At 38.2% G+C, this 17,420-nt stretch carries 19 protein-coding genes; 8 read left to right on the top strand and 11 right to left on the bottom strand.

What is annotated here, in order from left to right; all coding sequences use genetic code 11:
- Positions 1–43: 43 nt before the first annotated feature.
- The 5 genes from J0H12_00655 (at position 44) to J0H12_00635 (ending at position 4,341) form a co-directional block, all read left to right on the top strand.
- Positions 44–946, top strand: a complete 903-nt coding sequence (locus tag J0H12_00655) for a zinc ABC transporter substrate-binding protein (GenBank protein ID MBN9412423.1) — start codon at positions 44–46, stop codon at positions 944–946.
- Positions 943–1,707 (top strand): NAD kinase, encoded by a 765-nt coding sequence (locus J0H12_00650; protein MBN9412422.1) that lies wholly within the window; start codon positions 943–945, stop codon positions 1,705–1,707. The genes J0H12_00655 and J0H12_00650 overlap by 4 nt, the downstream gene beginning before the upstream one ends.
- Before the next feature lie 355 nt (positions 1,708–2,062).
- Positions 2,063–2,242, top strand: coding sequence for a 50S ribosomal protein L32 (gene rpmF, locus J0H12_00645; GenBank protein MBN9412421.1), 180 nt, complete (start codon positions 2,063–2,065; stop codon positions 2,240–2,242).
- A 51-nt stretch (positions 2,243–2,293) separates the two neighbouring features.
- On the top strand, positions 2,294–3,361 hold the full coding sequence (plsX, locus tag J0H12_00640; GenBank protein ID MBN9412420.1) for a phosphate acyltransferase PlsX: 1,068 nt from the start codon (positions 2,294–2,296) through the stop codon (positions 3,359–3,361).
- Positions 3,358–4,341: a ketoacyl-ACP synthase III gene (locus J0H12_00635; protein MBN9412419.1), complete on the top strand. Its 984-nt coding sequence runs from the start codon at positions 3,358–3,360 to the stop codon at positions 4,339–4,341. The genes plsX and J0H12_00635 overlap by 4 nt, the downstream gene beginning before the upstream one ends.
- Before the next feature lie 14 nt (positions 4,342–4,355).
- Here the strand turns inward: J0H12_00635 and J0H12_00630 are convergent, their stop codons facing one another.
- Positions 4,356–5,237: a CPBP family intramembrane metalloprotease gene (locus tag J0H12_00630; GenBank protein ID MBN9412418.1), complete on the bottom strand. Its 882-nt coding sequence runs from the start codon at positions 5,235–5,237 to the stop codon at positions 4,356–4,358.
- Between the two features lie 210 nt (positions 5,238–5,447).
- Between J0H12_00630 and J0H12_00625 the strand changes: the two genes are divergently transcribed.
- Positions 5,448–6,920, top strand: coding sequence for a diguanylate cyclase (locus J0H12_00625; GenBank protein ID MBN9412417.1), 1,473 nt, complete (start codon positions 5,448–5,450; stop codon positions 6,918–6,920).
- Positions 6,921–7,022: 102 nt separating this feature from the next.
- Here the strand turns inward: J0H12_00625 and J0H12_00620 are convergent, their stop codons facing one another.
- Genes J0H12_00620 through J0H12_00595 form a run of 6 tightly spaced genes read right to left on the bottom strand, consistent with a single transcriptional unit; the run spans position 7,023 to position 10,795 of the window.
- Positions 7,023–7,571 carry a DUF2497 domain-containing protein gene (locus tag J0H12_00620; protein ID MBN9412416.1) on the bottom strand — a complete coding sequence of 183 codons (549 nt, stop codon included), beginning with the start codon at positions 7,569–7,571 and terminating at the stop codon, positions 7,023–7,025.
- Positions 7,552–9,069, bottom strand: a complete 1,518-nt coding sequence (locus J0H12_00615) for a TolC family outer membrane protein (protein MBN9412415.1) — start codon at positions 9,067–9,069, stop codon at positions 7,552–7,554. Before J0H12_00615 ends, J0H12_00620 begins: the two co-directional genes overlap by 20 nt.
- A gap of 19 nt (positions 9,070–9,088) precedes the next feature.
- Positions 9,089–9,412 (bottom strand): sulfurtransferase, encoded by a 324-nt coding sequence (locus J0H12_00610; GenBank protein ID MBN9412414.1) that lies wholly within the window; start codon positions 9,410–9,412, stop codon positions 9,089–9,091.
- On the bottom strand, positions 9,412–10,074 hold the full coding sequence (locus J0H12_00605; protein ID MBN9412413.1) for a hypothetical protein: 663 nt from the start codon (positions 10,072–10,074) through the stop codon (positions 9,412–9,414). Before J0H12_00605 ends, J0H12_00610 begins: the two co-directional genes overlap by 1 nt.
- Before the next feature lie 59 nt (positions 10,075–10,133).
- A complete protein-coding gene (locus J0H12_00600) occupies positions 10,134–10,640 on the bottom strand; it encodes a peptide deformylase (protein MBN9412412.1) in 507 nt (168 codons plus the stop codon).
- Positions 10,559–10,795, bottom strand: a complete 237-nt coding sequence (locus J0H12_00595; protein ID MBN9412411.1) for a hypothetical protein — start codon at positions 10,793–10,795, stop codon at positions 10,559–10,561. The genes J0H12_00600 and J0H12_00595 overlap by 82 nt, the downstream gene beginning before the upstream one ends.
- A gap of 280 nt (positions 10,796–11,075) precedes the next feature.
- Here J0H12_00595 and J0H12_00590 point away from each other — a divergent pair, with 280 nt between their 5' ends.
- Positions 11,076–11,342 carry a succinate dehydrogenase assembly factor 2 gene (locus J0H12_00590; GenBank protein ID MBN9412410.1) on the top strand — a complete coding sequence of 89 codons (267 nt, stop codon included), beginning with the start codon at positions 11,076–11,078 and terminating at the stop codon, positions 11,340–11,342.
- Between the two features lie 174 nt (positions 11,343–11,516).
- On the opposite strand, the gene J0H12_00585 is transcribed toward J0H12_00590, so the two are convergent.
- Both J0H12_00585 and J0H12_00580 read right to left on the bottom strand, forming a co-directional pair.
- On the bottom strand, positions 11,517–11,804 hold the full coding sequence (locus J0H12_00585) for a DUF2312 domain-containing protein (protein ID MBN9412409.1): 288 nt from the start codon (positions 11,802–11,804) through the stop codon (positions 11,517–11,519).
- Between the two features lie 67 nt (positions 11,805–11,871).
- Positions 11,872–13,122 carry a class I SAM-dependent RNA methyltransferase gene (locus J0H12_00580; protein MBN9412408.1) on the bottom strand — a complete coding sequence of 417 codons (1,251 nt, stop codon included), beginning with the start codon at positions 13,120–13,122 and terminating at the stop codon, positions 11,872–11,874.
- Positions 13,123–13,304: 182 nt separating this feature from the next.
- On the opposite strand from J0H12_00580, the gene J0H12_00575 reads away from it, so the two are divergent.
- Positions 13,305–13,460, top strand: coding sequence for a hypothetical protein (locus J0H12_00575; GenBank protein MBN9412407.1), 156 nt, complete (start codon positions 13,305–13,307; stop codon positions 13,458–13,460).
- A gap of 186 nt (positions 13,461–13,646) precedes the next feature.
- Here the strand turns inward: J0H12_00575 and rpoD are convergent, their stop codons facing one another.
- Together rpoD and J0H12_00565 are read right to left on the bottom strand one after the other, a co-directional pair.
- Positions 13,647–15,587, bottom strand: a complete 1,941-nt coding sequence (gene rpoD / locus J0H12_00570; protein MBN9412406.1) for an RNA polymerase sigma factor RpoD — start codon at positions 15,585–15,587, stop codon at positions 13,647–13,649.
- A gap of 58 nt (positions 15,588–15,645) precedes the next feature.
- Positions 15,646–17,418: a DNA primase gene (locus J0H12_00565; protein ID MBN9412405.1), complete on the bottom strand. Its 1,773-nt coding sequence runs from the start codon at positions 17,416–17,418 to the stop codon at positions 15,646–15,648.
- Between the last annotated feature and the right edge of the window lie 2 nt (positions 17,419–17,420).

Here is a 17,420-nt window from a genome sequence, read left to right as displayed (position 1 = left end):
ATCGACTATATCTTAAGATGAAAAAATAGATGGATATAGCAACATGCGTCTTTTATTAAAAGTATTAATATTATCCTTTTTTGTTTCATATAAAGGTGTTACAGCGCCTCGTGTTCTTGTGACACTCCCCCCTCTTTATTCACTGGTGGCGGGTATTATGAAGGGAATTGGCACCCCCACTCTTCTCTTAGATGGGCTTATCTCTCCTCATCACTATGCATTAAGACCCTCTGATCGACGAAAAATCGAGAACACTGATCTTCTTATATGGATCGGCCCGAATTATGAATTCTTCTTAGAAAAATCTTTAAAACAAAGTTCCACCCAAACGATTCAAATAAATGAACTTCCGGATCTTATTCAATTACCTATCCGTTCGATGGAATGTTCAACATGCTCTCATTCTCATGGAATTGAAGATAATGCCATAGATCCTCATCTATGGTTGACACCTGTCAATGCGCAAAAAATTACCAAAGTTATTGCAGAGGAATTATCCCGCCTTGACCCCAAAAATTCTTCAACTTATAAACAAAATGCGGTTTTTTTGATCTCAAAACTCGCTCAACTCCATCAAACCTTAACTCAACAATTAATCCCTGTAAAAAATCTCCCTTTTTTAGTATATCATGATGGTTATCAATATTTTGAAAAAGCTTATAATCTTGCAGGCCTAGGAGCTTTAACTCTAGATCCAGAAATACCAATTAGCCTACAAAGACTTAAAATTCTAGAAGCACAGATAAAACTTAAAAATGTGAGGTGCATTTTTGGAGAAACACAATTTTATCCTCCTCTTATTAAAACATTAGCTGATGCAACAAAGATTAACACAGGAAAATTAGATCCTTTCGGAACAAGTTTCCCTCTAGATGAAATGCTTTATTTTAAGATGATGCATCAACTTGCAGATACTTTTATCACTTGCCTTAAAGAGGCTGAATAAACATGAAAATTGCTTTTGTTTCTAGTTCTCACTCGGAAGCTCAAAAAGCACTGATAACACTGAAAGAACGCTATGCTTCTGTCTCTGTAGAACAAGCTGATATTATTGTTGCACTTGGAGGAGATGGCTTTATGCTCCATGTTCTTCAATCTACAATTAATCGAAGTGTATCTGTTTTTGGTATGAATTTTGGAAGCGTTGGATTTTTAATGAATAATTTCAATCTCGAAAACCTCCAAACCCGACTCGACAAAGCAAAAGCTATTCAGCTTCATCCCCTTCATACGCGTATTATCACAACTCAAAATATTAATTATGAAGCGCGTGCTATTAATGAAGTCTCTCTTTTAAGGCAGACTTATCAAGCAGCTAAATTACGCATTTTTATTGATGACATTGAACGACTGAATGAAATGATCTGTGATGGTGTTTTGGTCGCTACTCCTGCCGGCAGCACAGCTTATAATCTTTCAGCTCATGGTCCAATTATTCCCTTAAGTGCTAAACTTTTAGCTCTTACACCTATTAGCCCTTTCAGACCTCGGCGGTGGCGCGGCGCCTTACTTCCCCATGCAACGAAAGTGCGATTCGAAGTTTTAGAACCTCAAAAGCGTCCTGTCAGTGCAGCAGCAGATTCAACAGAAATCCGCGATGTACAATCAGTTGAGATCTCTGAAGATTCCTCAAAAAAATTTACACTTCTGTTTGATGAAAATCACGGGTTTGAAGAACGCGTTATTCAAGAGCAGTTCCAAGTCTAAGAATTAAAAAGTATACTCATGAATCAATTCCTCTAAATTTTGAGCGTCATTAGGAACCCAAGGAATATCTTCTTCTATGGGAAATATGATCCATCCCTTCTGCAGGCCGATAAGCTTCATCTGCTCAAAAAAACAATTTTTCGTGCTCAATCCCAATACGCCACTGGCTTTCAGGTTTATTTCCTTGAATAAAACAATCAATTAACGTTGTTCATCGCTATTTCTTGGAAATTTACAGAAAAATAACATTTTCTTTATCTATAATGTTACAAACTCTTTTCTTTTTCATTTCGCTTGCTGTTTTAAGAAAATTGAGGTAGGTTCTGGATCAGAAATGTTAACTATAGGTTGAAAAATGGCTGTTCCCAAGAGAAAAGTTTCTAAATCTCGACGCGATATGCGTCGCTCTCACCACGCGCTTCCTCAAATTCGTTCTGGTGAATGTACAAATTGTGGTGAACGAAAACTATCCCATCATATGTGTTCTAAATGTGGCCACTACCGTGGTCGGATGATCCTTGACATTAAAGTCTAAGCCGTCTTTCTACGCTTAGATTTTCTTAATGATCGATGAAAGGGGCTTAGCTTGAGCATTCGTATTGCCATTGATGCAATGGGCGGTGATCAAGCTCCTCATGTTGTCATTGAGGGGCTTACGCGAATTGTCCAAGATTTTACAGATGTTACTTTCCAAATCTATGGAAGTGAAGCAGGGGTTCTGCCTCTCTTAAAAAGCCAACCTCAGTTGCAATCTATTTCGACTTTTATTCCAACGACTGAAGTTATCACAGCAGATACGAAACCCAGCGCAGCAGTCAGAGGCTTTAAAAACTCAAGTATGCGACAAGCAATTATGGCCGTTCGTGAAGGACGCGCTGATGGCGTGATTTCAGCTGGCAATACTGGCGCCTATATGGCACTCGCTAAAATTATTTTAGGAACTCTTGAGGGAATTGATCGTCCCGCTATAACGGGCCTAGTTCCTTCAATTTCTGGCCCAAAAGTCATGCTGGATTTGGGAGCAAATGTAGATGTTAATCCCCAAAACATTATTGAATTCTCTTTAATGGGAACAGCTTTTGCAAAAATTGTTTTGAATTTGCAAAATCCTTCCGTAGGCCTCCTTAATATTGGCTCAGAAGAGCTCAAAGGGAACGCTGTGTTGCAAGTTGCTCAACAAATGTTACGATCCACAAAGTGCCTTGAGAATTATTATGGCTTCATTGAAGGCGATGACATCTCAAAAGGCACTGTTGATGTTATCGTTGCAGATGGTTTTATGGGAAATATTTCTCTCAAAACTATGGAAGGCACTGCTCGATTGATGTCTCATTTTTTACGTCAAGGATTGAAGCAATCTCTCCTCTCCAAAATTGGAGCCTTACTCTCAAAATCAGCCTTGCAATATGTAAAAAATAAGCTTGATCCGAGTAAATATAATGGCGCTCCTTTTTTAGGTCTTAAAGGAATTGCGGTTAAAAGTCATGGAGGAACAGATGCTTCTGGTTTCTATAATGCTGTCACCGTTACGGCAGACATGATTCGAAAAAATATTAATCAAAATATTAGCGCTATGATTCTTGAATTTTCTCAAAAATTAAAAGAGGATGAGACAACCTCCCTCTTGGATTCTGAAGGAGCTGATTTAAAATGATTCATCCTACACAGTGGCGATCAGTCATCACTGGGGTTGGAGGCTACCTTCCTCAGCGTGTTGTCACAAATTATGATCTATCTGAAGTCGTTGATACATCCCATGAATGGATTGTTGAACGCACGGGGATTCATCAACGTCACTTTGCTGCAGAAAATGAATTTACTTCTCATCTTTGTGCTAAAGCCGCTGAATGTGCCCTTAAAAATGCCGGAAAAGATATTAATGAGATTGATCTCATTATTGTCGCAACGGCTTCTCCTGATTTAACTTTTCCTTCCACAGCAGCTTTAACGCAAAAGCTTCTAAAAAATACAAATGCCTTAGCTTTTGATGTCGCAGGGGTCTGTGCAGGCTTTCTGCTTGCTCTGCAAGTTGCCGATAATTTTTTACGCTTAAGACAAGCTAAAACTGCTCTTGTGATTGGAGGAGAAACGTTCAGCAGACTCATTGATATGGAAGATCGACGCACCAATGTCTTATTTGGGGATGGAGCGGGTGCAATCGTTCTTGAAAGTATGCCTCCCGAAAAAGCAGGGGAACGAGGCGTCCTTGGTGTCCATCTTCAAACAGACGGTCAATTTAGTGATATTCTTTATACTGATGGGGGGGCTTCTTCTTCAGGGAAAACAGGTAAAATTAGGATGTCCGGTCAAGAAGTTTATAAACATGCCGTCACAAAATTAACAGATTCCGCTATTAAAATCTTAACCGAATATAACATTACCGTTAATGAAATTGATTGGTTTATACCTCATCAAGCAAATGCTCGGATTATTGAATCTGTTGCTCAACGCCTCAATTTACCTCTTGAAAAAGTGATTGTAACCGTCGATCGACATGCAAATACATCTGCCGCTTCTATTCCTTTAGCCCTTTGGACGGCAACTCAAGAGGGACGCGTCAAACCAGGGGATCTCATTCTTCATGAAGGAATTGGGGGAGGTCTTATTTGGGGATCAGCTTTAGTTAGATATTAATCCCCATTTTAAGTTTATCCTCGTAGTAATGAAGGATAACTAAAGCCTAGAATATGAATAAGGTTTACCGAAAAATGCAAAAGTATCGAAGACTCTAATCGTTGACTCCGCATGAAGACATACCCATACCCTATACCTGCCAGTGTCGAGAGTATAATATAGGGGACCCCACCTCTATAATGAGAAATCCCAAAAATGAAGGCCGCAATACTTAAAGCAATCCAATTCTTGTTCTTATAAGAAGCAAAAAATTTTGTAAGTTCCTTTTGAATAAAACCTCGGTAAAAAATTTCTTCCATCGCGCAAACTAACAATAGATTTGTCGGGAGCCACCAAATCAAAATAGAGGGGATTTTGAGATCAATTTTGATGGAATGCATTGCAAAAGCAGTTCCCAAGAGAAGAGCACAAACATATAGGAGAGGAAAAGGCAGGCTACGTAAAGATTTTTTCCACTCTGTAATGGATTTATTAAGCGCACAATAGAAGAGTAATAAGAGAGAACCCACCATAATTTTATCAACACTCACATAGGCAGAATAAAAATTAGAATCTGGACTTAATTTAACTTGATCGATAATTTTAAAATTATGAAATCCTGGCAGAGCGTGCAGATAGATAGAAAAGATAAGCATCGTCAACAAGATGCCCAGCATCTTTTTTGAAATAAAAGAGACTTTCTGATAAGCTAAAAGACCCAAAAAAATCAATAATAAATAACTAAAACCAAGGACTTCCGCATAATGATATCTATAAGCTAAGCTACAACTTAAGACATAACCTAGATAAGATACCCAACGCGGCGCAACCCAACATGAAGCAATCGTCATAGTGATCGTAAAAAAGAACCAAAGCTGAGCATCTCTCAGCAGAAAAGTGGATAATATAAATTCCATTCTAACTTCCCCTACATGAAAAATTAATTTTTTTATGCTGCCATACAAGATGTATAAGAGCAATATCAACATAATAATCTTTAGTATTCAGAAAAAATATTTTTTATTAAATAAAACAAAAATTGAATTAACTATTTATTAGAATTTTTTATCCTAAAATAAATTTATAAAAATCACATGATAATAAAAATGCTAAAGGCAATGTAATAAATGTCAGATCTTATGTTACCAAAGAATTTTTCTGTTTTTAATATTTTAGATCGTCTTTTGCTAGATAAAAATCACCCCCCTTTAAATACTTCTCCTAGTAACAAAGATATTGCTACCTCTTTTCAAGCTAAACACCTTCCTCATAATTCTTTTCCATCTCTTAAAGGCACTATACTTATAGTTGGAGAAACAAGAAGAGAGCGTGATTTAATTGTGACTGGACTTACCCAAATGGGTCACAAATCATTAACAGCTACCACCTTAAAAGAAGCTCTTAATATTTTATCTAGTCAGAAGATTGATATAATTATCAATAACTTTCAAGATTCTTTTCACCTTCTTGAACTTGTAAAAAAAGTAAAATCCCAAGGCGTTTTTTCTCATATTCCCCTCTTAATTTCTTCTACAATTCAAGAGAAAATCTCTCAAAGCCTTAAGCTTGGCGCTGAAGATTTTTTTCAACCGACTTTAGATCCTTCTCTTCTACGCTTAAGAATTCATCTATGGCTTGAAAATAAAATCTACCAAAGCGCGCAGATTGAAAATCTCCTTAAAATCCGGTCGAGGCTTTCTCTCTTAAAAGAAGCCGTTGAATGTGTTGATGATGGATTTGCTATTTTTGACGCTCAAGACCAATTAACGTTATGCAATCAAAGTTTTCGAAATATTTATAACCTTCAAGAAGATGAAATTAAACAAGGGCTTAATTACCAAAAATTATTGGAAATTAATTATAAACGAGGCCTCTATCTTACTAAGGGACGCCGATCTTTAAATCAACACACCGAGTTGGACCATAAGTATCTTACTTGGCTTTCTAAGAGACTCAAAATTCATAGGATGCCAGAGAATCCTTATATCGATAAGCTTTCGAATGGACTTTACATTGAAATTACAGAAAAAAAATTACCTGAAGGTGGGACAATTGCCATTTGCAAAAATGTGACCGAACAACTTCAATATGAAAATGAAATACAATACCTCGCCACTCATGATATTCTCACAGGACTTGCCAATCGAGTTCTTTTCAAAAAAGCCCTTGAAACTATTTGTGTTAAAACTCAAAAAAAACCTTCAAAAGTCGCTGTTATCTATATCGATCTCGATGGATTTAAAAACATTAATGATACATTTGGCCATGTCTATGGCGACCATTTGTTAACAGTCATGAGTGAACGACTTCAAAAGTGCCTTCGAAAATCCGAGCTTATTGCGCGCCTAGGAGGTGACGAATTTAGCATTCTTGTGAAAACAATAAAAAACCGCTCAGCTTTAGAAAATTTAATCCACCGTATTCAAAAAAGCATGTGTACCCCGATTCATCACAACGGAAAAACAATGGAAATTGCGGCCAGCATGGGGATTTTCTATGACCACCCTCAGGGATTAACACCGACCTCTTTACTGCTTGCAGCTGATAAAGCTATGTACGAAGCCAAACGTGCAGGAAGAAATAACTATCGATTTGCTTAATAACTTTTTAACAAAAATATAGACTTTTAAGTCTTTAATTTCTAAAAGGAAATTCAAATTCTTAAAAAAACTCAGAAGAGAAATTCCGTTACCTTCTATCTCTTATTTTTTGAGAATTTTCTCGAGCTGTTCCGCCACAATTTCTTTAACGAGCTTTGAAAGATTCTGGTCTATCCATGTTCGTAAGAGGGGTTGTAAAGATTCCCGAACCATATCTTCCATCGTGGAATTGAGAATTTCTTTTTGTACACCAGTTTGCCTGATGAAGTGAGAAAGATTTTCTACCGCTTGTGAAACTTCTTGGGCAATTTCTGAAGAAATAAGAGATTCCGATTTTTCGATAGCATGGGAATCTGCTGGAAAAGCTTGCTCCATTGCGTCTGACAACTGCTGTTCGACAGTTTGAGCCTGCTCAAGTTCTTTCTCTAAAGGGCCTTTATAGACATCTTCTGGAAGCATATTCGTTAATTCAAGAATATCTTCATCTGTATTTTCTTTCGATTCCTTCTTAACCGTTTTATTTTCTAAAGCTGGTTCAAAAGAAAATTTAGGGCTCTTATTTTTTGTATTTTCTTCGACATCATCTGCAATAATTTGACGAATTGAAGAAAGGATTTCTTCCATATCCTTATCAATCTGTGCCTGCGGCATCTCTAATTTCCTCTCGGCTTGGAACATCACCCCATCCAATATAGTGGCCACTTACCTCTTCTGCATATCCATTAACATTATGTTTTTGGACAGGAAGTTTAAGCAAAGCTGCAGACAAATTCCCCATCGCTCCTAAAATCTGATACCCAGAAGATAAGAAATCACTCGTTGCTCGTACAAAACCAATGCGCGCATTGACGACATCTTTCTGCGCGTATAGTACATCTAAAAACGTTCTTTCACCGACTAAAGATTCTTGACGTGTTCCTTCAATACGTGTCTCACCCGCTTTAATTTGAGTTTCAAGCCTTTTGATTCTTCCCTTCGAAGCGTACCTCGTTTCCCACACTTGGATTGCATTTTCTATCACTTGTCTGCGGACAGTTCTCACACCAATCGCTTTTTGGGCAGCCGTTTGATGGGAAGCCCGTATAGAAGCCCACTCTGATCCGCCTTGATAAATAGGAATTTTTACTTCAACTCTTGCTGCGATTTCATGAGTCCGTGTTCTTCTGCGAGAATTTAATTGACGACCAGCGTCTCCAACCACATCAACTTTTGGCATTAAATCGGCCGTCGCAATATCAATCCCAGCTTCAGCAGACTTTGCATCAAAAACAGCTTGTTGAAGAGTTGGGTTTCCATCCGTCGAAAGTTTTTTCAACTCTTCTAAAGATGATGGAAGCGTTACTCTTTCAGCAATGTCAGAAGGTAAAACTAATTCTTTAGGCGGTTGATGGCCAATCACTTTTATGTAAGTAGCTGTCGCGTTTTGAACTTCTGCTTCCGCCGAAATGAAGTCAGCTAAGGCCCCTGAATAGCTAAATTCTGCTTCTGCTATTTCTGTAAGACCAATCTCACCAACATCAGCTCTTGCTTTAGCTTGCTCTAAACTAAATTCAAAAAAACGAACGCTTGTTCTGTTAATTTCAAGCTCTTGACGACGAGCCCAAAGATCTAAGTAGGCCTGAATCGCTTTTAATAAAATACTCTGCTCTATTGCTGTAAAAGAAGCATTACCTGCTAAAATCAGATTTTCGGCATAGGTTGTATTGGCTAAGGTTTTTCCTCCTTCAAATACATTTTGTCGCACTTCAAGGCCGGCTGTCTTAGGATGAGATGAAGACGTGATCTTCTCTATTTGATTGGTTCCCTTGTTATAAGCTGCCATTGCTGTCCCATTAATACTTGGACGCCATCCAGCATAAGCTTTTGGTAATTCTTCAGCGAGGGCATTTTGCTCTTTAACCTTCGCCTTAAGCTCTGGATTTGAGGTATAAGCTTGTATTAAAGCCTGCATAAATGGATGTTCGGTCGTCATGCTATCGGCTTTAAGCTTCGGATACGTTTTTACTTTAGAAAGTTTTGCCGTCCCCATTTTAGAAGGGATTGATTTTGGTTTAACCACTGGCGCTTCTGTAGAAGATGTTTTAGCTTCGACAAAATCAATCATCATAAGGCTACAACCAAGACTTAAAGCAAAAAATGTATTTTTCATTCTCCAACCATCACTTTCATTAATAACGAGGAATTGAAGGGTCTATGAGCTGAGACCAGAGGTCAATTCCTCCTCTGAGACTTACGACCTTATCAAATCCCTGCTCTTTTAGTAAATAGCAAGCTTTCAAACTTCGAGCTCCATGATGACAAAGTGTAATAACAAGTTTGTCTTGTGGTATATTTACAACACTTCGAGGAAGCACTGATAAAGGAATATGAAGAGCTCCAGGAAAAGCAGCTTTCTCAATTTCATCTGTATTTCGCACATCGATAATACAGTAATCTTCTCGAGTTCCGAGAAATTGATGTAATTCTTGGACTGTAATTTCAAGCGATTCCATTAAAATTCAAATCCTTTTGTAAGATGAAATTCTTTTAAAATAGGTATTTTTGTTTCAAAAAGGACATTTGTAAACAATGAACCTTCTCTTTTTTCAATAACGACGCCCTGACAAGGCTCTTGTTTTCCTTTAGATAGAATTGTCACAATTCGCCCTCCTTCCGCAAGTTGCGCGAAAATCTCACCCGGAATTTCTTCAACACTCCCTTCAATGAAAATAACATCATAAGGAGCCTGTTCGAGACATCCTTCTCTTAAGGGTCGCAAATAACTTTGAGCATTGAAAATTTCATTATTTTCAAAAGCTTCATTCATTTGATTAACATAAATTGAGCTAGATTCAATAGCGATGACTTTTTCGGCAAGATAACTCAAAACGATCGCTGCATACCCCGTAGAACATGCGAGGGCAAGTACCTTTTCGTGAGGAAAAATGTGCGCTGCTTGGATAAGTGTCGCAAGCATCACAGGCGCCAACATAAGTCGGTTCTCAGCCACCGCAATATAGGTGTCTCCATAGCATACGCTTCGTTGCTCTTGAGGAACAAAAATTTCCCTTTGAAGGATCTTAAAACTCTGCAGAATTTTAGGATGTGTGACATATTGTGGCACCATCTGCCGCTGAATCATGGTCTGTCGCATTTCTTCAAAAATTGTTGTCATTTCCTGTCATTCTCTTTTTTAATTATATGCCTCTTAATATATCAATGTTCAGAAATCATTCACGTTTCGTGAGGTTTACTATTGTTTTCCGCTAGAGGCATCAGAGGAAAAAAATCATCTGCACTTAACCCTAAGGCTTGTTTTTTCTTTGTCATTTCTTCCATACGCAAAAGCGTTAAATCAACTTGAGTTCCCTGAGGAAAGTTGGAATCATATGAATGAACACACATCTTGTTATGGCAATGATCTATCTCATGCTGAAGGAGACGAGCTAAAAAACCTCTCGCTGTCCCTTCAATCTCATCCCCATTTATATCTTTGCCTTTATAGTTAATTTCTTTATATCTCCAAATTTTCCCATAATACTTCTTACCAGAGAAGCATCCTTCCCAATCGAGCGTCTTTCCTGATTTCTCGACAGGCTCATAGGAGGGGTTTATAAGAACTGTTAAAGGAACAAGATGAACCACATCTTCTCGCCATTTTAAAGCATTCTCGGGGACCTGATAAACTGTAACAGGCTTAGAAACTCCAACTTGGGGGGCCGCAAGTCCTGCCGCGCCCAATTCAATGACTTTCCTTTAAGAGCATCAATAAATTCAAGATCTGCTTGAGTCAGCGGAAATGTAACTTCAGACATAGGCGTCGTTAATACCATCCCCTTTTCAAGGTCATCAATATCCACAATTTCTAAACAAGTAACTTTGTTTTTATCTTCCATTATTGTTTTCCCTCTCAACATTTTTTGCTGGCAATCGCTTATAAATTCAGCCTTAAATACAAAGGAATACTCTAAAATGACCCTATGTTATTTGCTCTCTTTATTTATATCTCCTTTTCATAACTTATCTTTTAACAGATATTATGAGAGGAGAAATTAAAAATCTCGCCAAGTAACTTTAGCCTTTGAAAACAAAAGACTCCTAGTCTGCCTCATTCTTTTGCCTTTCCTCAAAAAAAATATTAATATTCAATTTCATACTTTAAATAAGGGACATTTTTTGACTCCTTCCATTCATTTATTATTCAAAAAAGCTCTCTATCGCGCTAAACATCGCGGCGGCAAGGAAGCTGACTTTCTCTTAGGAGGATTTGTTGAAGAGCATGGCTCATCTTTAGATGAAAAAGAGCTCACTGAGCTAAATCTCATTCTAGAACAAGATGATAATGCCATTTTTTCATGGCTATCTCTGGATCAAACGCCCCCTGTCGAGCTTAAAACAATGATTTTTGAAAAATTGAGAAACTACGTAAAAACGGCAGCTTAATTAATCTCATTTGGCAAGTTCGCTCTTTTTCATTGCTATACTTATGTAGTAACAATTTTCAACAAAAATTGCAAGGAAAAAAGCTAGCTAATGAGATTTTTAAACTTAAAAAATTACTTAAGTACAAATGAAAAAAGAGGATAAAGGATCCCTTATCCCCCTTAAAAATGCTCTCTAAATACTGTCACTTTTTGGTTCTTCAACGATGTCATCATGGGGAACCATTCCCAAAGCATGCAAATAAAGGGTCAAAATTTCTTCTTGCTCAGAACGCTCGTCATGGTCCATTTTTCGAATTTTCAATACTTGACGCATGATCTTTGTATCGAAGCCATTTGATTTTGCCTCAGCAAAAACTTCGCGAATATCATTTGCAAGATTTGCTTTGTCTTCTTCTAAACGCTCAACTCTTTCTATGAATTGTTTTAAATGAGCGCCTGAAACGCCGCCAAATGTGGTCATCTTTATCTCCTTAGGAATGAAACTGGAACAAAAATAACGCCCCTCGAAAAAGGATGCAAGCGCTTTCTCATCGTCTTAAATGAGCAACTATTTCAACATGGGGTGACCATAGAAATTGGTCAACAGGGGTTAGTTTTTCCAAACGAAACCCTCCTTTTTGCAAAAAAGAGACATCCCGCGCAAAAGTATCTGGATTACAAGATATCATCACGACATGAGAAACCTTGCTCAAAGCAAGCATTTTGGCTTGAGCAGCAGCTCCTTGACGCGGTGGATTCAAAACAACACTTTGATAAGAATCAAGATGTTCTGGCGTCAAAGGATCTGAAAATAAATTTCGCGCATATGTTTGGATGGGAAGTTGTTGGGTTTTAACCGCTTGAGTAAGAGCCTTTAAGGCTTTCCCATCCATTTCATACGCATCTACTTTTCGTGTCTCTGACAAAGGTAATGTAAATGTTCCTCGACCACAAAAAAGATCTGCCACTTTTCCTGACTCATCAGGAAGACCTTCTAACACAAGGGATGTCAAAAGCTGATCGGCTTCCGTACTTGTTTGCAAAAAACCATCTGCAGAGACTTCAACCATAGAGAAACCAAACTGAATTTGAGGAGTCTTAAGGGCTATAATAGGCCACCCTTCTTGGTCATTTTCAAAAGAAATTCGAGCCAAACTATGTTCATATGCAAAAGTTTTTAAAGCTTCTATGCTCAATAGATCAAGAGGTTCATTTCCTTTTACTTTCAATAAAAAATCTATCCCTGTTTTCGTGAAAGTTAAGAAAATATCTGCTTTTTCTTTCGGCTTGAGAATATTTCCTAAAAGTCGTTTCAGAGGCACGACAAGATCATTAATTTCAGGCCGCAATAGAAGACAATTAGCAATATCTACCAAATGATGAGAGCCCACCTGATAGTACCCGATCAAGGTCTCAGAGGCTGTTTTCAATGCATGAAAAATAGCTCGTCTTCGTAAATGAGGCTCTAAAATTACGAGAGGGTCCATAGAACTTCTTAGAACGCCATGACGTTCCATGGCTTGAGAGAGACGTTTCATTTTATAATCAGCGTAGGCAGAAGAGGACATATGCTGCAAAACACAGCCTCCACAAGTTTCATAGTAAGGGCAAGGAGGAGCTATTCTCTCAGAACTAACTTCTTCGATTTTTTTAACGCACCAACGATCCTGTACTTTTTCAATCTCTACCTTTTCGCCAGGCAAACTATAAGGAACGATTAGAGTTTCTCTATTTTCACTTTGCGCAATACCGTAGCCACGATCATCGAGCTTTAATATCGTTGTTTTTAAGGTTTTCATTTTTTAAAATTCACCATATTGCTACAATAATAGCAATAAAATACAAAAAGTTAGCACACAGCAGTTGCACAAATATCACACCCCCCCAATTCCCACAAATTGTCCTTGATTTTCAATTATTTTTCGGAGAATATGCATGCTGCATGACAAAGTGTTATGTTACATTTAACGGAGTGAAAAACATGAACAAGATTCTTTTAGCTGCTCTCTTGGCTTTCTCAACAGCTGCTATCGCTGCTGAAGCTGAAGTTGCTGCACCAGCTGCTGAAGCTGAAGTTGCTGCACCAGTTGCTGAAGCTGAAGTTGCTGCACCAGCTGCTGAAGAAGCTGCAAAGTAAGCTTTTAGCTTTCCTTAAAAAGCCACTGCCTCTTTAGTCAGTGGCTTTTTTAATGTCTTCTCTTGAATTAACTCTCTACTTCTTGTCTTTATTAAGAAAATTTTTAATTTCTAAAACTTTCCCATAAAAAATGGAAAGACCCCTAAAATAAAAGTCTTTCCATTCTTCATAACTTAAGATCTGCTTTTAAGAATCTAAGAAACTTCTTAGTTTTCTTGAGCGACTTGGATGCTTTAACTTCCGAAGCGCTTTTGCTTCGATTTGTCGAATACGTTCACGCGTCACCGAAAACTGTTGTCCGACTTCCTCAAGCGTATGATCTGTGTTCATCCCTATCCCAAAACGCATTCTTAAAACACGTTCTTCACGCGGGGTTAACGTCGATAAAACACGGGTCGTTGTCTCTCTCAAGTTTGCATTTACAGCCGCATCCATAGGAAGAATCGCGTTCTTATCTTCAATGAAATCACCTAAGCTTCCGTCTTCCTCATCTCCAATTGGAGTTTCAAGGCTGATAGGTTCTTTTGCGATCTTCATAACTTTGCGCACCTTATCAACTGGCATCAACAGTTTTTCTGCGAGCTCTTCTGGTGTTGGTTCTCGACCAATTTCATGCAACATCTGACGCGATGTCCGTACAAGTTTATTAATGGTCTCAATCATATGAACAGGGATACGAATTGTTCGAGCCTGATCCGCAATTGAACGTGTGATGGCCTGACGAATCCACCATGTCGCATAAGTTGAGAATTTATACCCGCGTCGATATTCAAATTTATCAACGGCTTTCATGAGGCCAATATTTCCTTCCTGAATTAAATCCAAGAATTGAAGTCCCCGGTTGGTATATTTTTTTGCAATCGAAATAACAAGACGCAAGTTCGCCTCAATCATCTCTTTCTTCGCGCGTCGAGCTTGACGATCTCCCTTTTGCACATCGGCTACAATTCGACGAAATTCAGCAATATTAAGACCGGACTCAACAGAAATTTCAGCGACACTGTCACGAATATGCTGCACTTCCTGACCATATTTTGTAATGAATTTATCGCCTGATTTCCCAAATTCTTTTATCGAAGGCAACCAATCAGGATCAAGTTCATGACCAAAATAAACACCGAGAAATTTCTCTCTTTGGATTCCTGATTCTGTGGCATAACGCAAAATCTTTCCTTCAAGCCCCATTAACTTTCGATTTAATGTGTAAAGTTGATCAACAAGCTGATCAATTCGAAGAGGATTGAATCGAATTTCACTCACGAGCTCAACAAGCGTCTTTTTTAAGTCTTTAAAAAACTTTTCATTCTTCGAACTTTGACTTTTTTTCTCTTTTGCAAGTTTTAAACGCTCAATTTGTAAGGCATATAAAGACTCATAGATTTCGGCAATTTTATCAAATTTTTCTAAGATTTGAGGTTTAAGAGCTTCTTCTTGAGCTGAAAAAAGATTTTGTTCACTCTCGTTTTCAGGGCTCTCTTCAGTATCTTCATTCTTTTCATTCTCACCGTCTTCGTTGCCTTCTTCCTCATCAACGAGTTCTTCTTCTAATTCTTCTCCTTCAGGATTCTCATTTTCACTTGTATCTTCAATATCAATAATTTCGCGTAATGAAATTTGATTTTCAACTAAGGCATCTCGCCAAGAGATGATTGCTCGAATTGTAAGAGGACTTTCACAAATAGCATCGATCATCATCAAACGACCGTCTTCTATCCGTTTAGCAATTTCTATCTCGCCTTCTCTAGATAAAAGCTCAACTCTTCCCATTTCGCGTAAATACATGCGAACGGGGTCATCTGTTCTTCCGCCTTCGGCGAGTTCAGTAGTCCCTTCCTCATCAGACTCTTCTTCTGTCTCACTCTCAGGATTTTCAGCTTCTTCCTCATCAACTTCATCAGCTTCAATGACATTAATGCCAAGCTCAGCAATTGCAGCCATAGCATCTTCAATTTGTTCCGAAGAAAACTCATCTTGAGGCAACGCATTATTCAACTGATCATATGTGATGTAGCCTTTTTCTTTTCCTTTGGCGATGAGCTTCTTAAGGGTAGCCTTCAAATCTACTTTTTTAAGCTCAACAGCAGCCTCTTCTTGGGTTTCATCACGAAGTTCGGCGGTTGTTCTCACAATTTTTATCCTTTCCTAATTTAATCATAAAATCTAATTTAACTTCTTATTTTTAGGTTTATTGATGCAAGTTTTGCACTTCAATCCATGCGTCATAACTCATATCTTCACCAAACCTACGTTTCGCTTCAAGAAGTGCCTGAGTTAGTTTTTTCTGACCTTGAATACGAGACCATATTTCTTTCCACCCTTCCCTTGCCTCATCAATGTCACTCTCTTCTTTTACAAAGGGGGCTAATGACTTTACTTGAGAAGATAAAACCTCTTGTACAATCTCTCGGAACCCCTCATTATACAAATGGTGATGCAAAATACCAGCGTCAAGTCCTGTCAAATCATTTATTTTTGTAAGCATTGCTTCTCGAAGTTTCCCCCATCCAGGATTAGAAAGTTCAAGTTCAACAAAATCTTCTGCATATTCCAAAATAAGACTTGGGTGATTCAAAAGTACGGCAATTAATATTTTTTGTGACAAAACACTTGAATTTAAAAATGATTGGGCTCCAGTTGAAGCGGACAAAGAAGCTTTCTTAAAAGATGAACTAGCTCCCTTACTTTTACCAGAATTCACATAAAACAATTCTTTTAATCGAGATCTATATTCTTGACGATATTGCTCACGCAAGGTTGGGTCTTGAAGACTATTGGCGTAAGCCATCACCGCCTTTTCAAATACCGCTTTCTGTTCAGGGGTTTTTAGGGGTTTTTGTTGTACTTCAAATTGCCATAATAACTCTGAAAGAGGTAAGGTGCGCTCTAAAACACGTTCAAAGCTTTTAACATCGCCGGAACGTATCAAACTATCGGGATCTTCTCCTTGAGGTAGAAGCGAAAAACGCAATGAAAGGCCAGGCTTTAATAAAGGAATCGCCCGTTCTGCTGCGCGTATAGCAGCTTTTTGTCCCGCATTATCCCCATCAAAGCAGAGGATCGGCTCTGAACGAAATCGCCAGAGTAAAAGGATTTGCTCCTCAGTTAAAGCCGTCCCTAGAGGAGCAACAGCTCCCTTAAAACCAGCTTGATGAAGGGAAATAACATCAAGATAACCTTCAGCAACTAACAAAAATTGATCTTTTTTAAGATCGCGCTGCACAAAATTATACGCATATAAGATCTGACTTTTATGAAAGATACTTGTTTCCGGAGAATTTAAATACTTAGGTTCACCTGCCTCTAAAATCCTCCCCCCAAAAGCAATCACACGTCCTTTTCGATCAAAAATAGGAAACATCACTCGATCGCGAAAACGATCATATGTCCTCTTATCTTCTTCTCGCTGAATAATAAGACCTGCTCGATGTATAATATCTTCGGAGAAACCTTCCTTCATTAAAGCTTCTTTTAAGGTATTGCCCATACTTGCATATCCAAGCCGAAACTGAGAAATCGTCTCAGGTTTTAGGCCTCTCATTTCAAGGTATTGGGCCGCTTTAAAACCTTTTGATGTCCTAAGTTGTTTTTCAAAAAAAACTGTTGCTGCTTCTAAAACTTGAAATAATTGCCCTTGGAAAGATTCTTCGTTAACGGGCTTCTCTTTAAAGATTGGAACTGTTAATCCCGTTATAGATGCCAATTTCTCTAAGGCTTCCATAAAGCTCACGCCTTCGACTTGCTGGAGAAAAGTGAGTGCATCTCCATGAGCGCCACATCCAAAGCAATGATACGTTCCTTGCTCATCTCTAATATGAAAAGAGGGCGTTTTTTCAGAATGAAATGGACATAAGCCTATTTTTAATCGCCCTCGCCGCATAATTTTTACATGTGTGCCAATAATCTCACTCAGCACTAAACGCGTCTTAAGATAATCAATAAATTCTACTAAATTTGCCATCT

The organism is Candidatus Paracaedimonas acanthamoebae (assembly GCA_017307065.1).
In the GTDB taxonomy this organism is placed as follows: domain Bacteria; phylum Pseudomonadota; class Alphaproteobacteria; order Caedimonadales; family Caedimonadaceae; genus Paracaedimonas; species Paracaedimonas acanthamoebae_A.
Note: the sequence above shows the minus strand (reverse complement) of the source record. Positions and strands in the feature narration are given on the sequence as shown.

Excerpts from the sequence above, each read along its gene's own strand:
- J0H12_00605 (MBN9412413.1), bottom strand. The coding sequence starts at position 10,074 with ATGACAACAATTTTTGAAGAAATGCGACAGACCATGATTCAGCGGCAG.
- J0H12_00585 (MBN9412409.1), bottom strand. The coding sequence starts at position 11,804 with ATGACCACATTTGGCGGCGTTTCAGGCGCTCATTTAAAACAATTCATA.
- J0H12_00625 (MBN9412417.1), top strand. The coding sequence starts at position 5,448 with ATGTCAGATCTTATGTTACCAAAGAATTTTTCTGTTTTTAATATTTTA.
- J0H12_00575 (MBN9412407.1), top strand. The coding sequence starts at position 13,305 with ATGAACAAGATTCTTTTAGCTGCTCTCTTGGCTTTCTCAACAGCTGCT.
- J0H12_00565 (MBN9412405.1), bottom strand. The coding sequence starts at position 17,418 with ATGGCAAATTTAGTAGAATTTATTGATTATCTTAAGACGCGTTTAGTG.
- J0H12_00580 (MBN9412408.1), bottom strand. The coding sequence starts at position 13,122 with ATGAAAACCTTAAAAACAACGATATTAAAGCTCGATGATCGTGGCTAC.
- J0H12_00615 (MBN9412415.1), bottom strand. The coding sequence starts at position 9,069 with ATGAAAAATACATTTTTTGCTTTAAGTCTTGGTTGTAGCCTTATGATG.
- J0H12_00595 (MBN9412411.1), bottom strand. The coding sequence starts at position 10,795 with ATGGAAGATAAAAACAAAGTTACTTGTTTAGAAATTGTGGATATTGAT.
- rpmF (MBN9412421.1), top strand. The coding sequence starts at position 2,063 with ATGGCTGTTCCCAAGAGAAAAGTTTCTAAATCTCGACGCGATATGCGT.
- J0H12_00610 (MBN9412414.1), bottom strand. The coding sequence starts at position 9,412 with ATGGAATCGCTTGAAATTACAGTCCAAGAATTACATCAATTTCTCGGA.
- J0H12_00635 (MBN9412419.1), top strand. The coding sequence starts at position 3,358 with ATGATTCATCCTACACAGTGGCGATCAGTCATCACTGGGGTTGGAGGC.
- J0H12_00655 (MBN9412423.1), top strand. The coding sequence starts at position 44 with ATGCGTCTTTTATTAAAAGTATTAATATTATCCTTTTTTGTTTCATAT.
- J0H12_00620 (MBN9412416.1), bottom strand. The coding sequence starts at position 7,571 with ATGCCGCAGGCACAGATTGATAAGGATATGGAAGAAATCCTTTCTTCA.
- J0H12_00630 (MBN9412418.1), bottom strand. The coding sequence starts at position 5,237 with ATGGAATTTATATTATCCACTTTTCTGCTGAGAGATGCTCAGCTTTGG.